This window comes from Chryseobacterium vietnamense, from assembly GCF_031454475.1.
In the GTDB taxonomy this organism is placed as follows: Bacteria; Bacteroidota; Bacteroidia; order Flavobacteriales; family Weeksellaceae; genus Chryseobacterium; species Chryseobacterium vietnamense.
Window position 1 is genome coordinate 17,798 of record NZ_JAVDQX010000005.1, and the last position, 16,522, is coordinate 34,319.

A 16,522-nucleotide genomic window follows, 5' to 3' on the forward strand; every position below is an offset into this window, starting at 1 on the left:
TTTTTTAGAAATGATATACGGAGTAGATGTTTTTACTTTCCATGATGTTCTGGAAATATGTAAAAAACCTAATAAAGCCAAGCTAAACAAAGCAGCAAAAGAACAAATTTTAAAATCTCAGAAAAACGTACAGAAAATAGTAGAATCAGACAGATGTGTATATGGAATCAATACAGGATTCGGGCCATTATGCGATACTAAAATTTCAGCGGACGAAACAGCTCAGTTACAATATAATCTGATCATTTCCCACGCCGTAGGGGTAGGAAAGCCTATTGATAAGGAGCTTTCCAAGATTATGATCATTGCCAAAGTGCATGCTCTTTCGAAAGGATTTTCAGGAGTTTCCCTGGAAGTTATTGAAAGAATGATTCTGATGCTTGAAAAAGATATCATTCCGGTGGTTCCTGAACAAGGATCGGTAGGAGCTTCAGGAGATCTTGCTCCGTTAGCGCATCTTGTATTGCCCTTACTTGGTTTAGGACAGGTTTGGGAAGGAGATCAGGTATCTGATACCATGGAAGTTTTGAAAAAGCATGACCTTGAGCCCCTGGCTTTAGGCCCAAAAGAAGGATTAGGCTTGATCAATGGTACGCAGTTTATCCTTGCTCATGCCATCAAAGGACTTGAGAAATTTGAATACTTATTGGATCTTGCAGATATGACAGCTGCTATGAGTATTGAAGCTTACAGAGGTTCTGAAAGCCCTTTCAAAAAAGAGCTTCATGAGATCAGACCTTTTGAAGGCAGTAAAAAAGTAGCTGCAAGAATGGTTAAATTCCTGAAAGGATCACAAAATATGAAAGCTCACGAAGACTGTGAGAGAGTTCAGGATCCTTATTCCATGAGATGTGTACCACAGGTTCATGGAGCCAGCAGAAATGCCTTTGAGCACCTTAAAGGAATGGCAGAAACAGAATTGAACTCCGTTACCGATAATCCGATCGTACTAAGTGCTGAAGAATCTATTTCAGGTGGAAACTTCCACGGACAGCTGATGGCTTTGCCTTTGGATTATGCTACATTAGCAGCCGCAGAATTGGGGAATATCTCGGACAGAAGAAGTTATTTATTATTGGAAGGAAAATACGGACTTCCAAGATTATTAACGGAAAGCTCAGGGTTAAATTCCGGGTTTATGATTCCTCAGTATACTTCAGCAGCTTTGGTTACAGAGAATAAAACATTATGTTTCCCGGCATCAGCAGACTCTATTCCAACAAGTTTAGGTCAGGAAGATCATGTTTCTATGGGAAGTATTTCAGGAAGAAAATTCAACCAGGTTCTTGGAAATCTTGTGAATATTCTATCCGTTGAGCTTATGTTTGCCGCTCAGGGACTTGAGTTCAGAAGACCTGCGAAATGTTCTAAAGTAATTGAAGAAAACTTTGCGATTCTTCGTTCTAAAGTTGCCAAGCTGGAAGATGACAGGCTGATCGGTAAAGATATGCTGGCAATTGCAGAATTGATCAATGAGAGAAAGTTTATTGTTGATGTAAAATAGAAGATGAAGAAAGGTATTATTTTGTGTTTCTTTCTGCTGGGACTAAATGCTTTTTCTCAGTCAAATGAAACAAAATTGAAAGAACTTATCACTTTAACAAAATCAGATAAGATGCTGTCTATGGCTTTTCAACAGTTTATGGACCATTATAAAAATATCTATAAAGATTTACCGGATAATTTTTGGGATGAGTTTAAAAAAGACATGTCTACTGATAAAATTTTCGCATTGTACATTCCTGTCTATAAAAAGTATTTTACTGATGCGGATGTTGATGAGCTCATTAAATTTTATAAAACTCCGGCAGGTCAGAAAATGATTGAAAATATGCCAAACTTAATGAAAGATTCAATGGAACTTGGAACTAGTTATGCAGAAGCATTAGATAAAAGGGTTAAAGATAAATTGAATAAACATTATAATTTTCAAAATCCACCTCCACCAGCTCCATAAAAATAAAGGCTTCCGAAAGGGAGCTTTTGTGTTTTCTAATTAATAATGGCTGGGTTTAAACCTTATAGGTTTCAAAAACCTATAAGGTTTGATTCTACCCACATTAATCTTTAAACCAAACAAAATGTATATACTCAGAACAGATTCCACCCATAAAGATTTTCAAACACTGGTAAAATCCCTTGATGCTACTTTAGCCGAACATAACGGTAAAAATGATGATTTTTTTGCTCAGTTCAATACAATTGATAGCATCAAAAATTGTGTCGTAGCTTATATAGATGATATTCCTGTTGCGTGTGGAGCATTCAAGCCCTTTTCAGAAGATACGGTAGAAATAAAAAGAATGTTTACCCATCCGGAATTCAGAAAGAAGGGGCTAGGTTCCACCATTGTAAAAGAACTTGAAAGCTGGGCAGCAGAATTGAACTTTACAAAAGCCGTATTGGAAACTTCCCGGGATTTGAAAGGTGCCATTTCAGTGTATGAAAAAAATGGTTTTTACAAAATACCGAATTATGGGCAATACGTTGGAATAGAGCAAAGTGTCTGCTACGGGAAAGTATTGTAATTTAATATTCGTGTAATGCTAAATTCATTTTTTTTCAATTTTTAATTCCTGTTAAAGTGTTATATTGTGGCTCCAACCAAAATTATAACATATGAAAAAAACTGTATTCCTACTGGCAATATTTTTTGCCTTAAACTCGTGTTCCAGAGAAGAACTTCAGAACGAAAATGTAAAAACTGAAATGTCCCAGAAAGATCCGCTGACTGCAAAACAGATCAACGAAAGGATCAATCAGGCAATTAAAACGGACGGTACTTTTAATTGGAAGAATGAATCCGACCATTTCGTTTGGAGTGCTATTTTCCGCGGAAATAAAATGGTATCTATCGGTTTTGGAAATTCTAAAGATGATTTCGACAGAAGTAAATCTCCAAACAGCAATGATATCGAAAAAGAAGTTCTTTCTGTGATCAAAAAATATGAAGGAAAAGACGAAAGAAATTTCCTTCTTCTTTCAGATCAGTATCTTAATCAGATGGATGTTGTCATTGAAAATGAGGAAACTGTTTCCGCTCTTCGGCAAATGAAAAATATCCGATATGTAGAACCTGCAGATTATCATTATTTTGAATTTGAAGCTCAATATAATGCAGCTGCAAAATCTTCAGGAAGTGGTTCGTCAGGATGTGGATTTTCATCATCTGTATTAAGTACTGCAGATTATACTTCAACGACACCAAGTGCAAAAATACCGTGGGCTTTCACTAAACACAGCATTCCTGAAGCCTGGAGCTATAGTACCGGAGCAGGCGTAACTATTGGCCTTATTGATACAGGTGTTTCACCTGAACAGACTTTGTTGGGAGGAAGCTTTAATAATGGTGCTTCTTCAGGCAGAACAATCAGTAAATATGGAGTATATAATTCTGACGGATCAGGAGATCAGTGCGGACACGGAACAAAAATGGCTTCCGTAATGGCGGCTCCGAGAAATAATGCAGGATTACCTGTAGGAGTAGCTTATAATGCCAATCTTATTGCTTACCGAGCTGCAGAAAATGTTGTTCTTGAAACTTCCAGCGAACAGACTGCTGTAAAAACGGCTTTCACAGAATTGGGTAACAATACCAATGTGAAGATCATTTCTATGTCGATGGGGCATATTTTCTCTGTCGGGAAAATTGAAGACGGTGTGAAATACGCTTATTCTAAAGGAAAACTGATCTTCTGTGCCGGAGGTACTTCTACCAGTTTCACTAGTTTTGTCGGAGTAATTTTCCCTGCATCCATGCCGGAAACTCAGGCGATAACAGGAGTGAAAGAAAATACTTCCAATCAGAAATGTGATGTGTGCCACTCGGGAAGTCAGATTGATTTTACCTTCCAGATGGAGAGACCTTCAGGAAATACTGTTCCTGTATTGAGCTATTACAACGGACAGGCAGATTATGTGGGCGGTTCTTCAGTAGCTACAGCAGCCACAGCGGGAATTGCAGCGCTGGTTTGGGCTAAAAATCCATCATGGACGAGAGATCAGGTTCTCAATAAAATGAGACAGGCAGCTACTTACTATCCAAACGTAAATTCAAGCTATGGCTACGGAAATATCAATGTTCTGAAAGCGGTACAATAAACAATATCCTTACAAATAAAAAGAAAAGGAAATATCTCGGCAGAGGTATTTCCTTTTTAATATAATAATCGGTTCCTGAGATTAATCTCCTAATTGATAATCAAGAGGGAGCATATTTTCAATTTTATTTTTTGAGAAATCGCCTTCATTGATGAGTTGATCAGGCATTGTAATATTACCTTCCTTTGAAACTTCGAATGATTCTCCATCAGAATGAAGAAATGATGATAATATACTTCTGTCTGTTCTTTTTACAAATTCTTTTCCTTTAAGTTCATAATAAAACTTAGGATAGTTGACCTGCAGGATATCTTTAAATTCAAGAAACACATGCCCTTCCGGTCTTTTAACATAATCCGAATCAGGGATTTTAGTTTTTACAATAGCCAGCATGTATGGGCTCTGAGTATTTTTTCTACGGGCAATTTCTCTGATATTTTCAGGAATCGTATGTAAATCAGGTTGGGTGACGAGGTCCAGATAATTTTTTAAAATATTTAATTCTTCCTCTGTGGGATACTTTGGGTTAGGAACTCTTACTACCTGATTCACTATAAAACCTGCCTCAGCAATTTTATTCTCATAGATACTTCTGAAAAAATGAAGCTGACTGCCTTCGTAGGCATTCATCCGGTTTAATTTCACCTTATCCGTATTTTTTGTCTCTTTAAAAAAACTGGTTCCGGAATAATTAATCATTTTACTATTGAAATCCGAAGAAAAGGCGATCAGATTATAATTGATTTCATAGCCCAGATTTTTATTTTCAATAATGAGTGTATTGGGGGCTTTTACTTTCAGAATTTTATTCTTTTTGTCGTAGGAAAACTTTAAAGATCTTTGATTTTTGATTTTCACATCATCACGATGATTTCCTATAAATGTGTCCAGAAAATAATTGATATAGTTCTGATAAGCTTCGGAAGTGTAAGGAACGAGTCTTATTTCTTCGATAGCATTGGTTTTGGTCAATACCACTTTTAAAGTCTTGTTGATGATATCCGGTAATCCGATGGTAAAGGTTTCATAATCTTCCTTTTGAAAAACAAGATTTCCGTATTTCTGAGCAGAAACATGTAATGTGAAACTTCCGTCTTCTTCCGAAACGGCCCCTGTTTTCGTACCGTCAAGATAAATGTTAACACCAGAGATCCTGTGGCCGGTATCATCCACCACAGTTCCTTTTACCATTTGTGCGGAAAAAAGGGAAGTGGTGAGTAAAAAAAATAGTAATACTGTTTTCATGGTAAACAATATTACTAAACTTTTAGTGATAAACAAAAGAAGAATTTATCCGATTCTTACACTTGTCATACTCAATGATCCTCCAATAAGATCGTCATTAAATAAACTAAGCTCTTCGGACTGATCTTTTAACCCCAAAGTATACAATAAAGGGAGATAATGATCAGGAGTAGGAACAGCATACTGTAAGAACGTTCCCTGCTTCTGGTAATCAATAATATTCTGAAAATTACCATCAAGTAGCCAATTGTTTGTTTTTTCACGGGCTTCCACTGCCCAATCCCATCCGGCTCCCACCGTATTTATATTTTTCCAGTCAATAAGACGGAGGTTATGAACAATATTTCCACTTCCGATAATAAGAATACCTTTTTCACGAAGTTTGTTCAGTCTTTTGGCAAGATCATAATGATACTGCGGAGGTTTTGTGTGATCAATACTCAGCTGTATCACAGGAATATCAGCATCAGGATACATATGTTTGATAACTGACCATGCACCATGATCAAGTCCCCAGCTGTGATCTTCTTCCACCTCTACAGGAAGAAGTAATTCTGCGGTTTCTCTGGCCAGTTCGGGACTTCCCGGAGCAGGATACTGCACATCAAATAGGGCTTTTGGAAAACCATAAAAATCATGAATGGTTTTCGGCATATCCATCGCGGTTACAAAAGTTCCGTCTGTATACCAGTGGGCAGAAATACAAAGAATTGCATTAGGTTTGGGAATTTCTAGAGCTGCTTTCCGGAAACCCTGTACAAACTGATTCTCTTCAATGGCATTCATTGGTGAACCATGCCCAAGAAATAAAACAGGCATTCTCTGTGTACTTTTAAAACCGTCACTTATATTTTGGAGATCGTTGAGGTTCATAAATATTGAAGATTATAAAAAAAAAGAGGTTCAAGGCTTTTAGAAAAATCCCTGAACCTTTTAAAATATGTGTTATTGACTATGCTTGTTTTACAAACTGTAATTCACCAGCTACTTTTACATCATCACTTACCATTACACCTCCTGCTTCAAGAGCCGCATTCCAGTTTAATCCAAAGTCTTTTCTGCTGATTTTTCCCTCGAAAGAGAAACCTGCTTTTGTATTTCCCCATGGGTCTACGTTAATTCCTCCGAAGTCTACATCAAGATTAACAGGTTTTGTAATTCCGTTGATGGTAAGGTTTCCAACGATAGAATTATTTAACGCCTGAGATTCAAAAGTGATGGTAGGATGTACTTCAGCATTGAAGAACTCTGCAGATTTTAAGTGATTGTCTCTGTCTGTATTGTTTGTGAATACAGAATCCGTCTGGATGGTAGCAGTCGTTTTAGCGTTTGCAAAGAATTCGTCCTCAGAGTCAATTTCAGCAGTGAAAGTTCTGAAGCTTCCTTTTACGTTAGAGATCATCATGTGTTTTACTTTAAAAGTAATCTCACTATGCGTAGGGTCTAAAATCCATTTTGTTGCCATTGTATTTCGTATTTTTTGTTTGTTATTAATGATGCAAATTTAGGACAGCGTACCTATACAAGTCATTGATATAGGATAAGAAATGAGTTTTTAACATTAATCGTCACTTTTGCAAGTGAATGGTGAATTTATTTCAACATTAAATTGACAGGCGCAGCGGATTGACCATTGACCATTCACCCATCTCATAAAATTCTACTATTAAGTTAAGGAATAATTCCTTTGAATGCATGAATTCCATTTTATGAATGTTTTAATTTAACATTTCTTAACGAATGGTTTTTATTTCTTATTTTTGGAGGATTCAATTTTATACGATGAAATTACATAAATTTTCTTTATTGATGCTGGTTTTAGGCAGTTCAGCATTTGCCCAGACCCAGAAGTTTACCATGGCGGAGGCTGTAAATGGAATGAGAACCAACCTTGCTGTGAAAAATATCTCCCAGTTTTCATGGGCTGCAGATGGTAAATCCTATATTCAGGCCGTAAAAGGCGGTTATCTGATTACAGATTTGAAGACCAACAAACAGGATACTTTGATCTCGTTGAGCCAACTGAACAGAAATCTTTCCAATGATAAGTTTAAAGCTGTTCCACCCATTAAATTTACAGGAAATTCCAGTGGGTATTTTACAACAGGTGGTAAAATGTCATGGATTGAAAAATCAGGAAACGATTGGAAAGTAAAAAGTACAGCCACAATTGACGAGGATGCTGCAAACGTGAAAATGTTTGGGGACGGTCAGACTTTTGCCTTCACTGCAAAGAATAATTTATTTGTAAACAGAAATGGAAAAACCATTGCTGTAACCAGCGAAAGCAATGAAAATATCATTAGCGGACAGGCGGTTCACAGAAATGAATTCGGAATTGATACCGGAATTTTCCCGGCACCGAACTCTGAGAGCGTAGCTTTCTATAAAATGGATCAGAGTATGGTAGCAGATTATCCGATCATCGACTGGTCTGTAACTCCTGCTGTAAACCATAATATCAAATATCCAATGGCTGGACAGACTTCTCACCAGGTGACATTAGGGGTTTTCAATATTAAAACTCAGTCAACCACTTTCTTAAAAGTGGAAGGTGAAAAAGACCAATATCTGACAGCCGTTACCTGGAGCCCCGATTCAAAGTATATCTTTGTAGCTGTTCTGAACAGAGGTCAGAATCATATGAAAATGAATCAGTATGACGCTGCGACAGGAGAATTGGTAAAAACGTTATTTGAGGAAACAGACAGCAAATATGTGGAGCCACAACACCCGCTTACTTTCTTCCCTAATTCTAATACAGACTTCATCTGGCAGAGTCAGAGAACAGGATATAACCACTTGTTCCATTACAGCCTTGAGAAAGGTCTGGTAGCACAAATCACGAAAGGTGACTGGCTGGTAACAGATATTTTAGGATTCAACGAGAAGAAAAAAGAAATCTATTTCACTTCAACAAAAGAAACTCCTTTAGAAAGACATTTGTATAAAATTAACTGGACCAACTTTAAGATGCAAAGGCTGGACAGTGAAGAAGGAATGCATATCGGAACTTTGAGCAGTGACGGGAATTATCTTTATGATGCTTACAGTAATGCCAACTCACCACGAGTTGCCAACATTATCAATACAGCCAATTTAAAAACGACCAATATCCTTACTTCTGAGAATCCATTAAAGAATTATCAGAGACCGGAAATAAAAAATGTAGAATTAAAGGCTGATGACGGAACTCCTTTGTATGGAAAAATCATTCTTCCAACCAATTTTGACCCGAATAAAAAATATCCAACTATTGTTTATCTGTACAACGGGCCACATTTACAGCTGATCACCAACAGCTTCCCGGCTTCAGGAAACCTTTGGTACGAATATATGGCTCAGAACGGTTACATCATTTTCACAATGGACGGAAGAGGTTCTTCTAACCGTGGAATGAAGTTTGAGCAGGCTGTATTCAGAAACCTGGGAACTACAGAAATGAACGACCAGATGAAAGGAGTAGACTACTTAAAATCTCTTCCGTATGTAGATGGAGACAAAATGGGAATCCACGGATGGAGTTTCGGAGGATTTATGACAACAAGCTTTATGCTTCGTAAACCGGATGTATTCAAAGTAGGAGTAGCAGGAGGACCAGTGATCGACTGGAGTATGTACGAGATTATGTACGGAGAAAGATATATGGACACGCCACAGGAAAATCCACAGGGATATGCAGCTGCTAATCTTCTGGATAAAGTTCAGAACCTGAAAGGAAAATTACTGATGATCCACGGAGCGCAGGATGATGTAGTAGTATGGCAGCATTCTATTAAATTCATCAAATCTGCTGTGGATAACGGAGTTCAGCTGGATTACTTTACGTATCCGGGACATCCGCATAACGTGATCGGGAAAGACAGGGTTCACCTGATGCAGAAGATTACAGATTATTTTGATTTATATCTGAAGAAATAATAAAGAAATCCAGCCTAAAACCAGGCTGGATTTTTTGTTTTTGCTAATCTTTTTGGAAAACGCAAAGGCGCAGGATTATTAAATGGATTATGTTGTAAGGCGCAAAGATTTTATCTGCGATAAAATTGTTCAACTCTAATACTATTTGCACAAATCTTTGCTGAAAATCTTCGATTTTCTTGCGCCTTAAACAGATGAAGATAAAGATCCTTTTGCGCCTTTGCGCTTTCCAACAAAAGTACAATTTGCTTTGCTCGCAATGACACTCTCGTGTTATTAGTGATACATTAGTGTTATTTGTGTTTTAAAAAAGTAACTTTTCGATCTTAACAAACATCAATGTTTTTGATTTTCCATAGTGGTAACTTTGTATCACTAAAATCAACAATATGGAATTAGGAATAGGAATGTTCGGGGATCTGGCTTTTGACCAGTCAACCGGAAAATATAGAGATGCAGGAATTAAGATCCGTGAAATACTGGATCAGGTAAAATTGATGGATGAGGTAGGAATTGATGTTTTCGCTATGGGAGAACATCACCGTCCGGATTACGCTGTTTCCTCTCCGGAGATTGTTTTGGCAGCAGCAGCAAGTATTACAAAAAATATAAAACTGGCCAGTGGAGTGACTGTTTTGAGTTCTTCAGAGCCAGTAAAAGTATATGAAGATTTTTCAACGCTGGATTTAATTTCAGACGGAAGAGCAGAAATATTTGTAGGACGTGGAAGTTTCATAGAATCATTTCCTTTGTATGGCTATTCGTTGAATGACTATGAACAGCTATTTGACGAAAAATTAGAATTATTGCTGAAAATCAATACTGAGGAAAATGTAAGCTGGTCAGGAAAGCTTCGTGCTCCGATGCAGAACCAGACGGTATATCCAAGAGCAAAAAATGACGGAAAACTTTCTATCTGGAGAGCTGTTGGAGGAACTCCGCAATCTGTTTTGAGTGCTGCACAATTGGGAATGCCTTTAGTGGTGGCTATCATTGGAGGAATGCCAATTCAGTTCAGGAATCTGATCGAATTCTATAAGCAGGAATACCAAAAAGCGGGACATGATGTTTCTAAAATGCAGATCGCAATCCACTCCCATACTTTTGTGAGTGATGATCAGAAAGTAGTAGATGGATATTTCCATAATTATAAATCGCAGATGGATAGGATAGGCGCTTCCCGAGGATGGGCTCCATATACAAAAGCACAGTATGACGGAGGAAGAAGCAAAGATGGTGCACTATTTATCGGTAGTCCTGCTGAAGTAGCAGATAAGATTGCATATATGAAAGAGATTTTCGGAATTACAAGGTTTATCGGGCATATGGATGTAGGAGATCCTGCTCATGAGGTAATGATGAAATCTATTGAATTGTTTGGAAATGAGGTGAAGCCTGTTATAAAAGGACTGTAACAGGGAAGTTTATTGATAGTAAAAGCCACAAAAGAACAGATCTTTTGTGGCTTTTGTTATTTTAAATATACCGGACTAAATAATTTCAATGATACTTCCTCTTTCTTCATCTTTAATAATATTCAGAGCCGTCGGAATCTTTTCCTTTAGCTCTTCAACATGCGAAATAATACCTACAATCCTGTTTTCTTTCATCAGATTGATAAGCGTTTCAAATACGATATTCACGGATTCTGTATCCTGTGTTCCGAAACCTTCATCAATAAAGAAGAAATTCTTGTCCGCCTGTGCATTGGCCTGAACACTTTCTGCCAGTGCCAGAGCAAGGCTTAACGATACCTGAAAGGCCTGTCCTCCGGAAAGCGTTTTTACACTTCTGCTTCTTCCTTCGTTGAGGTAATCGATGATTTCAAAATCGTTATTTTCATTAAGCTGGAGACTCAGCTGGTTTCTGGTCATCCGGTGGAAACGCACATTGGCATGATCACAAAGCTGTCTCAGATAAATAGACGAAACATATTGTACAAAACCTGCCCCTTTAAAAAGGTTCATCATGATTTTCAAATTCTCTGAGCGTTTTTGCAGTTTTACAAGTTCTTTCAGAAGTTCCTCTTTTTTCACAAACTCCTTTTCCAGTCGGTCTATTTCGGCAGTTTTTGTGACTACGGAATCACTTATTTTTTTCTGCTCACCCTGTGCTTCATTGAATTGCTGCTCAGCAAGAGAAAACTGTTCATTATTAAATGAAAGGCCTTTTAGTTTTAGTTCCAGTTCTGTAATGAATTTCTTTAAAGCTTCGAATTCAACTTTGAAATTCTGAACTTTAGCTCTTACCAATTGAATATTAATCTCCTGAAGTAAAATATTCTCAACTTCTTTAACTTCTGTGAAATTCTGATCTGCCAAAGCTTTGAAAATAGCCTCCTCATTTCCTGAAATTTCCTTCTCAAGTGCTGCGATCTGCTTTTCAGATTGGTTGACAATAGTTTTCTGTTCAGCAAGTTTTGGAGAAAGAATTTTTTCCTGTTCTACGGTCTTCTGATAATTTTCTTCAATCTCTTTATTAGAAAGGGCAAGCTTTCGATAAGATTCTTCAATCTCTTTTATTTCCTTTTCAGCATACAGATTCCACTCCAGAATTTTAAGCGCAGAACGGCTGATATTGATTTGTTCCTGTTTTGAAACTTCTTCCAAACGGAAAGCTTCCAGAGCGCTCTTATACTTTTCCAGTGTTTTGGTTTCTCTGTCAATATTTTCCCTTTCAACAGCTAGAGTACGTTCCGTTTCTTCAATCTTCTTCTCCAGCGAAAACGAGTCTGAACGTTTTTTCTCAAATTCCCCTTCCTTGTCAGGTGAAAATGATTTCCAGGAAAAATTAAACAGATGATTTTCAATGTCCTTCTGAATCTGAAGAGCCACTTTCTGCTCTGAAAGAAGCTGTTCCTCAAAGATTTTTCTACGGTCCAGAATCTTGTCAATTTCTGATTCCTGCTTTTGAAGACCAATAGTTTCCTGTTCCAAAGAAGTTATTTTCTCCTGAATTTCCTTCAGCTCAGCATTCACATCATGAAATTCCACAATATGCGGATGTTCTTTGGAACCGCAAAGAGGGCAGTTTTCACCGTCATGAAGCTCACTGGCAAAACGGGAAAGCTCTTTTTGTATTTTGAGATGATCCAGTTTTTGGGAAAGTTCCTTTTTTCTGGTTTCTAACGTTTCTTTTTTGATTCTGAAATCTTCTTTATAATTTTCGGTATAAGCAAAAGGCTTTAATTCTTCTGCAATTTCTCCAATCAGTTTTTGATGTTTCTCAATTTTTTCCGCCTGTTCCTGAAGTGATTTTTTTAAATTTTTTTGTTGAATAAACCAGTTTCCGACTTCAGAAAGCAGGGCAGAATCAAGTTTCTGTTCTTTTAAATTTTTAATCTGTACAGAAAGTTCATCAATTGTCTTTTGAATTTTCTCTTTATGAGCATCCACTTCTTTTACCTTTTCGGAACCTTTCTGAGTTCTATCATTCAGAACTTTGATCTCTTCCGAAAATTTCAGAATCTGAATGATGAGGTTCAGATCATTTTCCTGAATTCTGGATTGTTCTAATGCCTTAAATTGTGGTTCAAGAGCGCTGAGCTGTTCTTTTACAGTATTGAAAGCCTTTTCAGTTTCCTGCCAGGATTTAATCTGCTGTTCTTTTTCGTGTTGTTTCGCAGTAATCTCTTTTAAAAGTTTGTTTTTCTCAATAATCAATGGGTTGAAAATTCTGAAAACCCTGTCGTATAATTCTGCCTGTGTTTCCAGTGCATCTATCTGAGGCTTTTCTTCAGAGAGTTTACTGAACTTTCCTTTATTCTGCTGTAAACTTTCGAAATCACTTTTCAGGTTTTTCAGCTGTTGATAGATTTGGGAAACCTTCTCCAGTTTTTCATTGGATTCGGAGAGTTTTTTCTGCTCCTCTGAAAGCTGTTCTTTCTCAACCCGGATTTTTTCCTCATTGATTTCTTCGAAGCCTTTTAATTGTCCTTCCAGCTGATCCAGTTCAGATCTGTTTTTTACATTCAGTGCAGAAACATTGTTCTGAAGATCAAACTTCTGAAGATTAAAGATCTCCTTCATCATATTTGTTCTCTCTGCGGCACCTAATTCAAGGAATTCTTTGAACTGTCCCTGCGGAATAATAATGGTTCTTTTGAAGTTGGAATAGCTTAGTCCAATAATAGATTCTGCATTTGAGTGATCCAGTGGAATCCATTTGCCATTGATGTTTTCATAAAATGTAACCGCGTTAGGCTTTACTTCTTCAAACTTTTTTGAATTTCTCTTAAAATCACGGGCAGCGCGGAAAAGTTTATTCTCATAATTAATAAAATCAAATTCTATATAAGAACTGTTTGATTTTAAATTCATCATGTTATAAGCCCTTTTATCACGCATATTCAGACGTTCCGTTTCTCCGTATAAAGCAAAAGAAATGGCTTCCAGAACAGAAGATTTTCCGGAACCCACCGCTCCGAAAATCCCAAATAATCCTGCTTCGGTAAGATTTCTGAAATCAATAGTCTGGCGTTCCCGATACGAGTAAAGTCCTTCGATAGTTAGTTGAACAGGAATCATGGCTTATGCATTTAAAATTTCGTTAAACAAATTCATCAGTTCTTCATTGGCTTCCTGCCCGCCGTTTTTAGATTTAAAATAATCTTTGAATAAAATATCAATATCCTGGCTCAAATTGATCACGTGGTTTTGATCTTCTGACAATTCCAGATTCCTGACTTTTGGAATAAGGTGTACAATTCCGTTGTGAGACTGATAAATCAATCTTCTTTCATCAGCCGTTAAAAAAGTTTCACTTTCCAGTGTGAGCTCTATAAATGTATTGGGATGATCACTTAGCCATTGAACGGCATCTTCGATAGAATTAAATGTTTTTCTCACCAGAGTTCTGCCATTTTCCAATATCTTCTTCTCGTAAGAAACTACTTTCCCGGGTTCTGCATCGATAATGGAAACATACTTCTTTTGTCCGGCTTCACTGAAACTGTAGCACAGAGGAGAAGATGAATAAACAACAGGTTTTTCCTTCGTTCCGATATTCTGAAAACCATGAAGGTGGCCCAATGCCGTATATTGAATCTGCTCAGGAATGCTGTCCGAAAAAATCAAATCTGCATTTCCTATTTTAATCGGTTTTTCTCCATCGGGTTCTTCCAGAATTTCCGCCCCTCTTTTATTCATATACAAATGAGCGGTCAGAAGATTCACTCCCATATCATCACAAAACTGATCCGCAAGATTTTTCCATTCCTGTGCAAGAACTTTGTTGATTTCTTCCTCTTTATTTTCACCAAAATATTCCTTTAAACGAATCTCATTCGCAAAAGGAGTGTGAAGAATTCTTACCGGAAAATTTATACCATCAATTTTCAGCTCTATAAAACCTTCTTTCGAGTTGGTAATGTTGAAATATCCTGTACCGAAGGGCACGATCTCAGCTTTAGGATGACCAATTAAAATAATTCCGCATTCCCTTGCCAGAGGATCGGGAGCATTGATTAAGCTTGGAGAATCATGATTACCGGAAATAGCAATCACAGGGCGTTTACCATTCAGTGATAAACGTTTTAAGGTTTTATAAAAAAGTTCAGCAGCCTCTACACCTGGATTGAAATTATCAAAGAGATCACCGGCAATTAATACCAGATCAACATTTTGTTCGTCAGCAATCTGAACAATTTCATTCATCACCAAAACCTGTTCTTCCAGTCTTGAAAAACGGTCGAGGCGTTTACCCAAATGCCAGTCGGCAGTGTGGAGGATTTTCATAACTTAAATTTGAGAATTAAAAAGAGTATGTGCAACGTAATTCTCAACTTGTTGGGTAGAAAATTATTTGCAGGTATTACAATGTAAAGATAGAGAATACTTCATTTAAAAAAATAAGGTTTCCCTTAATCAGATAAAAACAATTTACAGCTTATGGTCAGCTTCTCTGGCTTTGAAATCTTCCCGGATCTGTTTTAATTTTGCTTTCCTTTCCGCTTCAGCATTTTGTATTTTACGTTTTTTCTGATCAATTTTCTTTTTATTTTTCTTCCTGTTTGCTTCGTTATTTTTGCTCATGTTTTTTTATAGCAGATAATTTTTATTGGTAAGAAATAGCTTCTTCAAAAATAAGAAACAAAAAGGGAAGAAGAGGTGTAGATTTCCATATAAACTTATAATCAGTTAATTTTGCAAAAAAAAAGATGGAGCAACAATCCAAAGATCCTCTACACGGAAAAAGACTGGATGCTATCCTTGAAGAACTGGTAGAATATTATCAAGGTTTTGAAAGGCTTGGCGAACAAATCAATATAAAATGTTTTACAGATAACCCAAGTATAAATTCTTCCCTGAAATTTCTACGGAAAACACCATGGGCAAGAACAAAAGTGGAGAGCCTGTATCTTTTTGTCCTGAGGCAGAAAAAAAGAGAGGAGAATAGAAAAAAATAATGGCTGTAACAGGGAAATTTATTTTTCTTTATGCCTCTCATAGCTTCCATCTTCCATCTCCCATCTTCCAGGCTCATTGAATCATTTCAAAAAGAGTATATTTGTATGATTAATCGTGAAACAAAATCACGAAAAAAAGAAAAAATATGACAATCGAAAACAATCACGTTGTAGCTGTAAAGTATATACTTCACACTATCGAACCAGATGGAAGTAAGATTCTTGTAGAAGAAACAACAACAGAAAATCCGCTTACATTTTTGTATGGTGTGGGAATGATGATTCCAAAATTTGAACAAAATATCCTTGGTTTACAAGCAGGTGATAAAGCTGCATTTGTGATTCAGCCTGAAGAAGCTTACGGTGAAAGACAGCCGGATGCTATTGCACAGTTACCAGTGGAAATGTTCAAAGAATCAGGACTTCCACCTGTAGGAGCTATTTTACCTTTATCAGACAATCAGGGAAATAACTTTCAGGCTTTTGTAGTAGAAATTACTCCGGAAGTTGTAGTAGCAGACCTTAACCACCCGATGGCGGGTAAAGTTTTAGATTTCGACGTGGAAGTTTTAAGTACTCGTCCGGCCACTGAAGAGGAGCTGGCACATGGTCACGCTCACGGAATTGACGGTACTGAAGGTCATTAAAAAAATAATATAATCTCCGAAAAGTCGGATATTATATTAGATAAATGATACAAAATAAGCCAAGGATAATTCTTTGGCTATTTTTATTTATAAGGTACACCAGCTATCGAATGCTTGGCATTCCCCTCCACCGGAGGGGCGGCGAAAATTCAAAGAATTTTTGACGCAGTGGTTCTACACACAAAGCATCACTCTATACTTA

General features: G+C 37.1%; 14 protein-coding genes. 8 read left to right on the forward strand and 6 right to left on the reverse strand.

Annotated features, from left to right (window positions below):
• Nucleotides 1-10: 10 nt before the first annotated feature.
• The 4 genes from hutH (at nt 11) to J2786_RS18495 (ending at nt 4,101) form a co-directional block, all read left to right on the forward strand.
• Nucleotides 11-1,504, forward strand: a complete 1,494-nt coding sequence (gene hutH / locus J2786_RS18480; protein WP_047428559.1) for a histidine ammonia-lyase — start codon at nt 11-13, stop codon at nt 1,502-1,504.
• A gap of 3 nt (nt 1,505-1,507) precedes the next feature.
• On the forward strand, nt 1,508-1,957 hold the full coding sequence (locus J2786_RS18485) for a DUF2059 domain-containing protein (protein WP_047428556.1): 450 nt from the start codon (nt 1,508-1,510) through the stop codon (nt 1,955-1,957).
• Nucleotides 1,958-2,081: 124 nt separating this feature from the next.
• The gene (locus J2786_RS18490; protein ID WP_047428554.1) at nt 2,082-2,528 is read left to right on the forward strand and encodes a GNAT family N-acetyltransferase; all 447 of its coding nucleotides are present in this window, start codon (nt 2,082-2,084) and stop codon (nt 2,526-2,528) included.
• Between the two features lie 91 nt (nt 2,529-2,619).
• Nucleotides 2,620-4,101, forward strand: a complete 1,482-nt coding sequence (locus J2786_RS18495) for a S8 family peptidase (RefSeq protein ID WP_047428551.1) — start codon at nt 2,620-2,622, stop codon at nt 4,099-4,101.
• Nucleotides 4,102-4,182: 81 nt separating this feature from the next.
• Here the strand turns inward: J2786_RS18495 and J2786_RS18500 are convergent, their stop codons facing one another.
• The 3 genes from J2786_RS18500 to J2786_RS18510 form a co-directional block, all read right to left on the reverse strand.
• The gene (locus J2786_RS18500; protein ID WP_047428546.1) at nt 4,183-5,346 is read right to left on the reverse strand and encodes a carboxypeptidase-like regulatory domain-containing protein; all 1,164 of its coding nucleotides are present in this window, start codon (nt 5,344-5,346) and stop codon (nt 4,183-4,185) included.
• Between the two features lie 45 nt (nt 5,347-5,391).
• On the reverse strand, nt 5,392-6,219 hold the full coding sequence (ygiD, locus tag J2786_RS18505) for a 4,5-DOPA-extradiol-dioxygenase (protein ID WP_047428543.1): 828 nt from the start codon (nt 6,217-6,219) through the stop codon (nt 5,392-5,394).
• A 79-nt stretch (nt 6,220-6,298) separates the two neighbouring features.
• The gene (locus J2786_RS18510; protein ID WP_047428539.1) at nt 6,299-6,811 is read right to left on the reverse strand and encodes a YceI family protein; all 513 of its coding nucleotides are present in this window, start codon (nt 6,809-6,811) and stop codon (nt 6,299-6,301) included.
• A gap of 317 nt (nt 6,812-7,128) precedes the next feature.
• On the opposite strand from J2786_RS18510, the gene J2786_RS18515 reads away from it, so the two are divergent.
• Nucleotides 7,129-9,267 carry a S9 family peptidase gene (locus J2786_RS18515; RefSeq protein ID WP_047428536.1) on the forward strand — a complete coding sequence of 713 codons (2,139 nt, stop codon included), beginning with the start codon at nt 7,129-7,131 and terminating at the stop codon, nt 9,265-9,267.
• A 389-nt stretch (nt 9,268-9,656) separates the two neighbouring features.
• The gene (locus J2786_RS18520) at nt 9,657-10,682 is read left to right on the forward strand and encodes an LLM class flavin-dependent oxidoreductase (RefSeq protein WP_047428533.1); all 1,026 of its coding nucleotides are present in this window, start codon (nt 9,657-9,659) and stop codon (nt 10,680-10,682) included.
• 75 nt (nt 10,683-10,757) lie between these two features.
• Here J2786_RS18520 and J2786_RS18525 read toward each other — a convergent pair whose 3' ends face one another.
• The 3 genes from J2786_RS18525 to J2786_RS18535 form a co-directional block, all read right to left on the reverse strand.
• Nucleotides 10,758-13,793, reverse strand: coding sequence for an AAA family ATPase (locus J2786_RS18525; protein ID WP_310026287.1), 3,036 nt, complete (start codon nt 13,791-13,793; stop codon nt 10,758-10,760).
• 3 nt (nt 13,794-13,796) lie between these two features.
• Nucleotides 13,797-15,002: a metallophosphoesterase family protein gene (locus tag J2786_RS18530; protein ID WP_047428527.1), complete on the reverse strand. Its 1,206-nt coding sequence runs from the start codon at nt 15,000-15,002 to the stop codon at nt 13,797-13,799.
• Between the two features lie 144 nt (nt 15,003-15,146).
• Complete coding sequence (locus tag J2786_RS18535) at nt 15,147-15,299, reverse strand: hypothetical protein (RefSeq protein WP_167497896.1); 153 nt, start codon at nt 15,297-15,299, stop codon at nt 15,147-15,149.
• A 125-nt stretch (nt 15,300-15,424) separates the two neighbouring features.
• Here J2786_RS18535 and J2786_RS18540 point away from each other — a divergent pair, with 125 nt between their 5' ends.
• Both J2786_RS18540 and J2786_RS18545 read left to right on the forward strand, forming a co-directional pair.
• Nucleotides 15,425-15,673, forward strand: coding sequence for a VF530 family protein (locus J2786_RS18540; RefSeq protein WP_047428524.1), 249 nt, complete (start codon nt 15,425-15,427; stop codon nt 15,671-15,673).
• Between the two features lie 146 nt (nt 15,674-15,819).
• The gene (locus tag J2786_RS18545; protein WP_047428521.1) at nt 15,820-16,320 is read left to right on the forward strand and encodes an FKBP-type peptidyl-prolyl cis-trans isomerase; all 501 of its coding nucleotides are present in this window, start codon (nt 15,820-15,822) and stop codon (nt 16,318-16,320) included.
• Nucleotides 16,321-16,522: the final 202 nt, after the last annotated feature.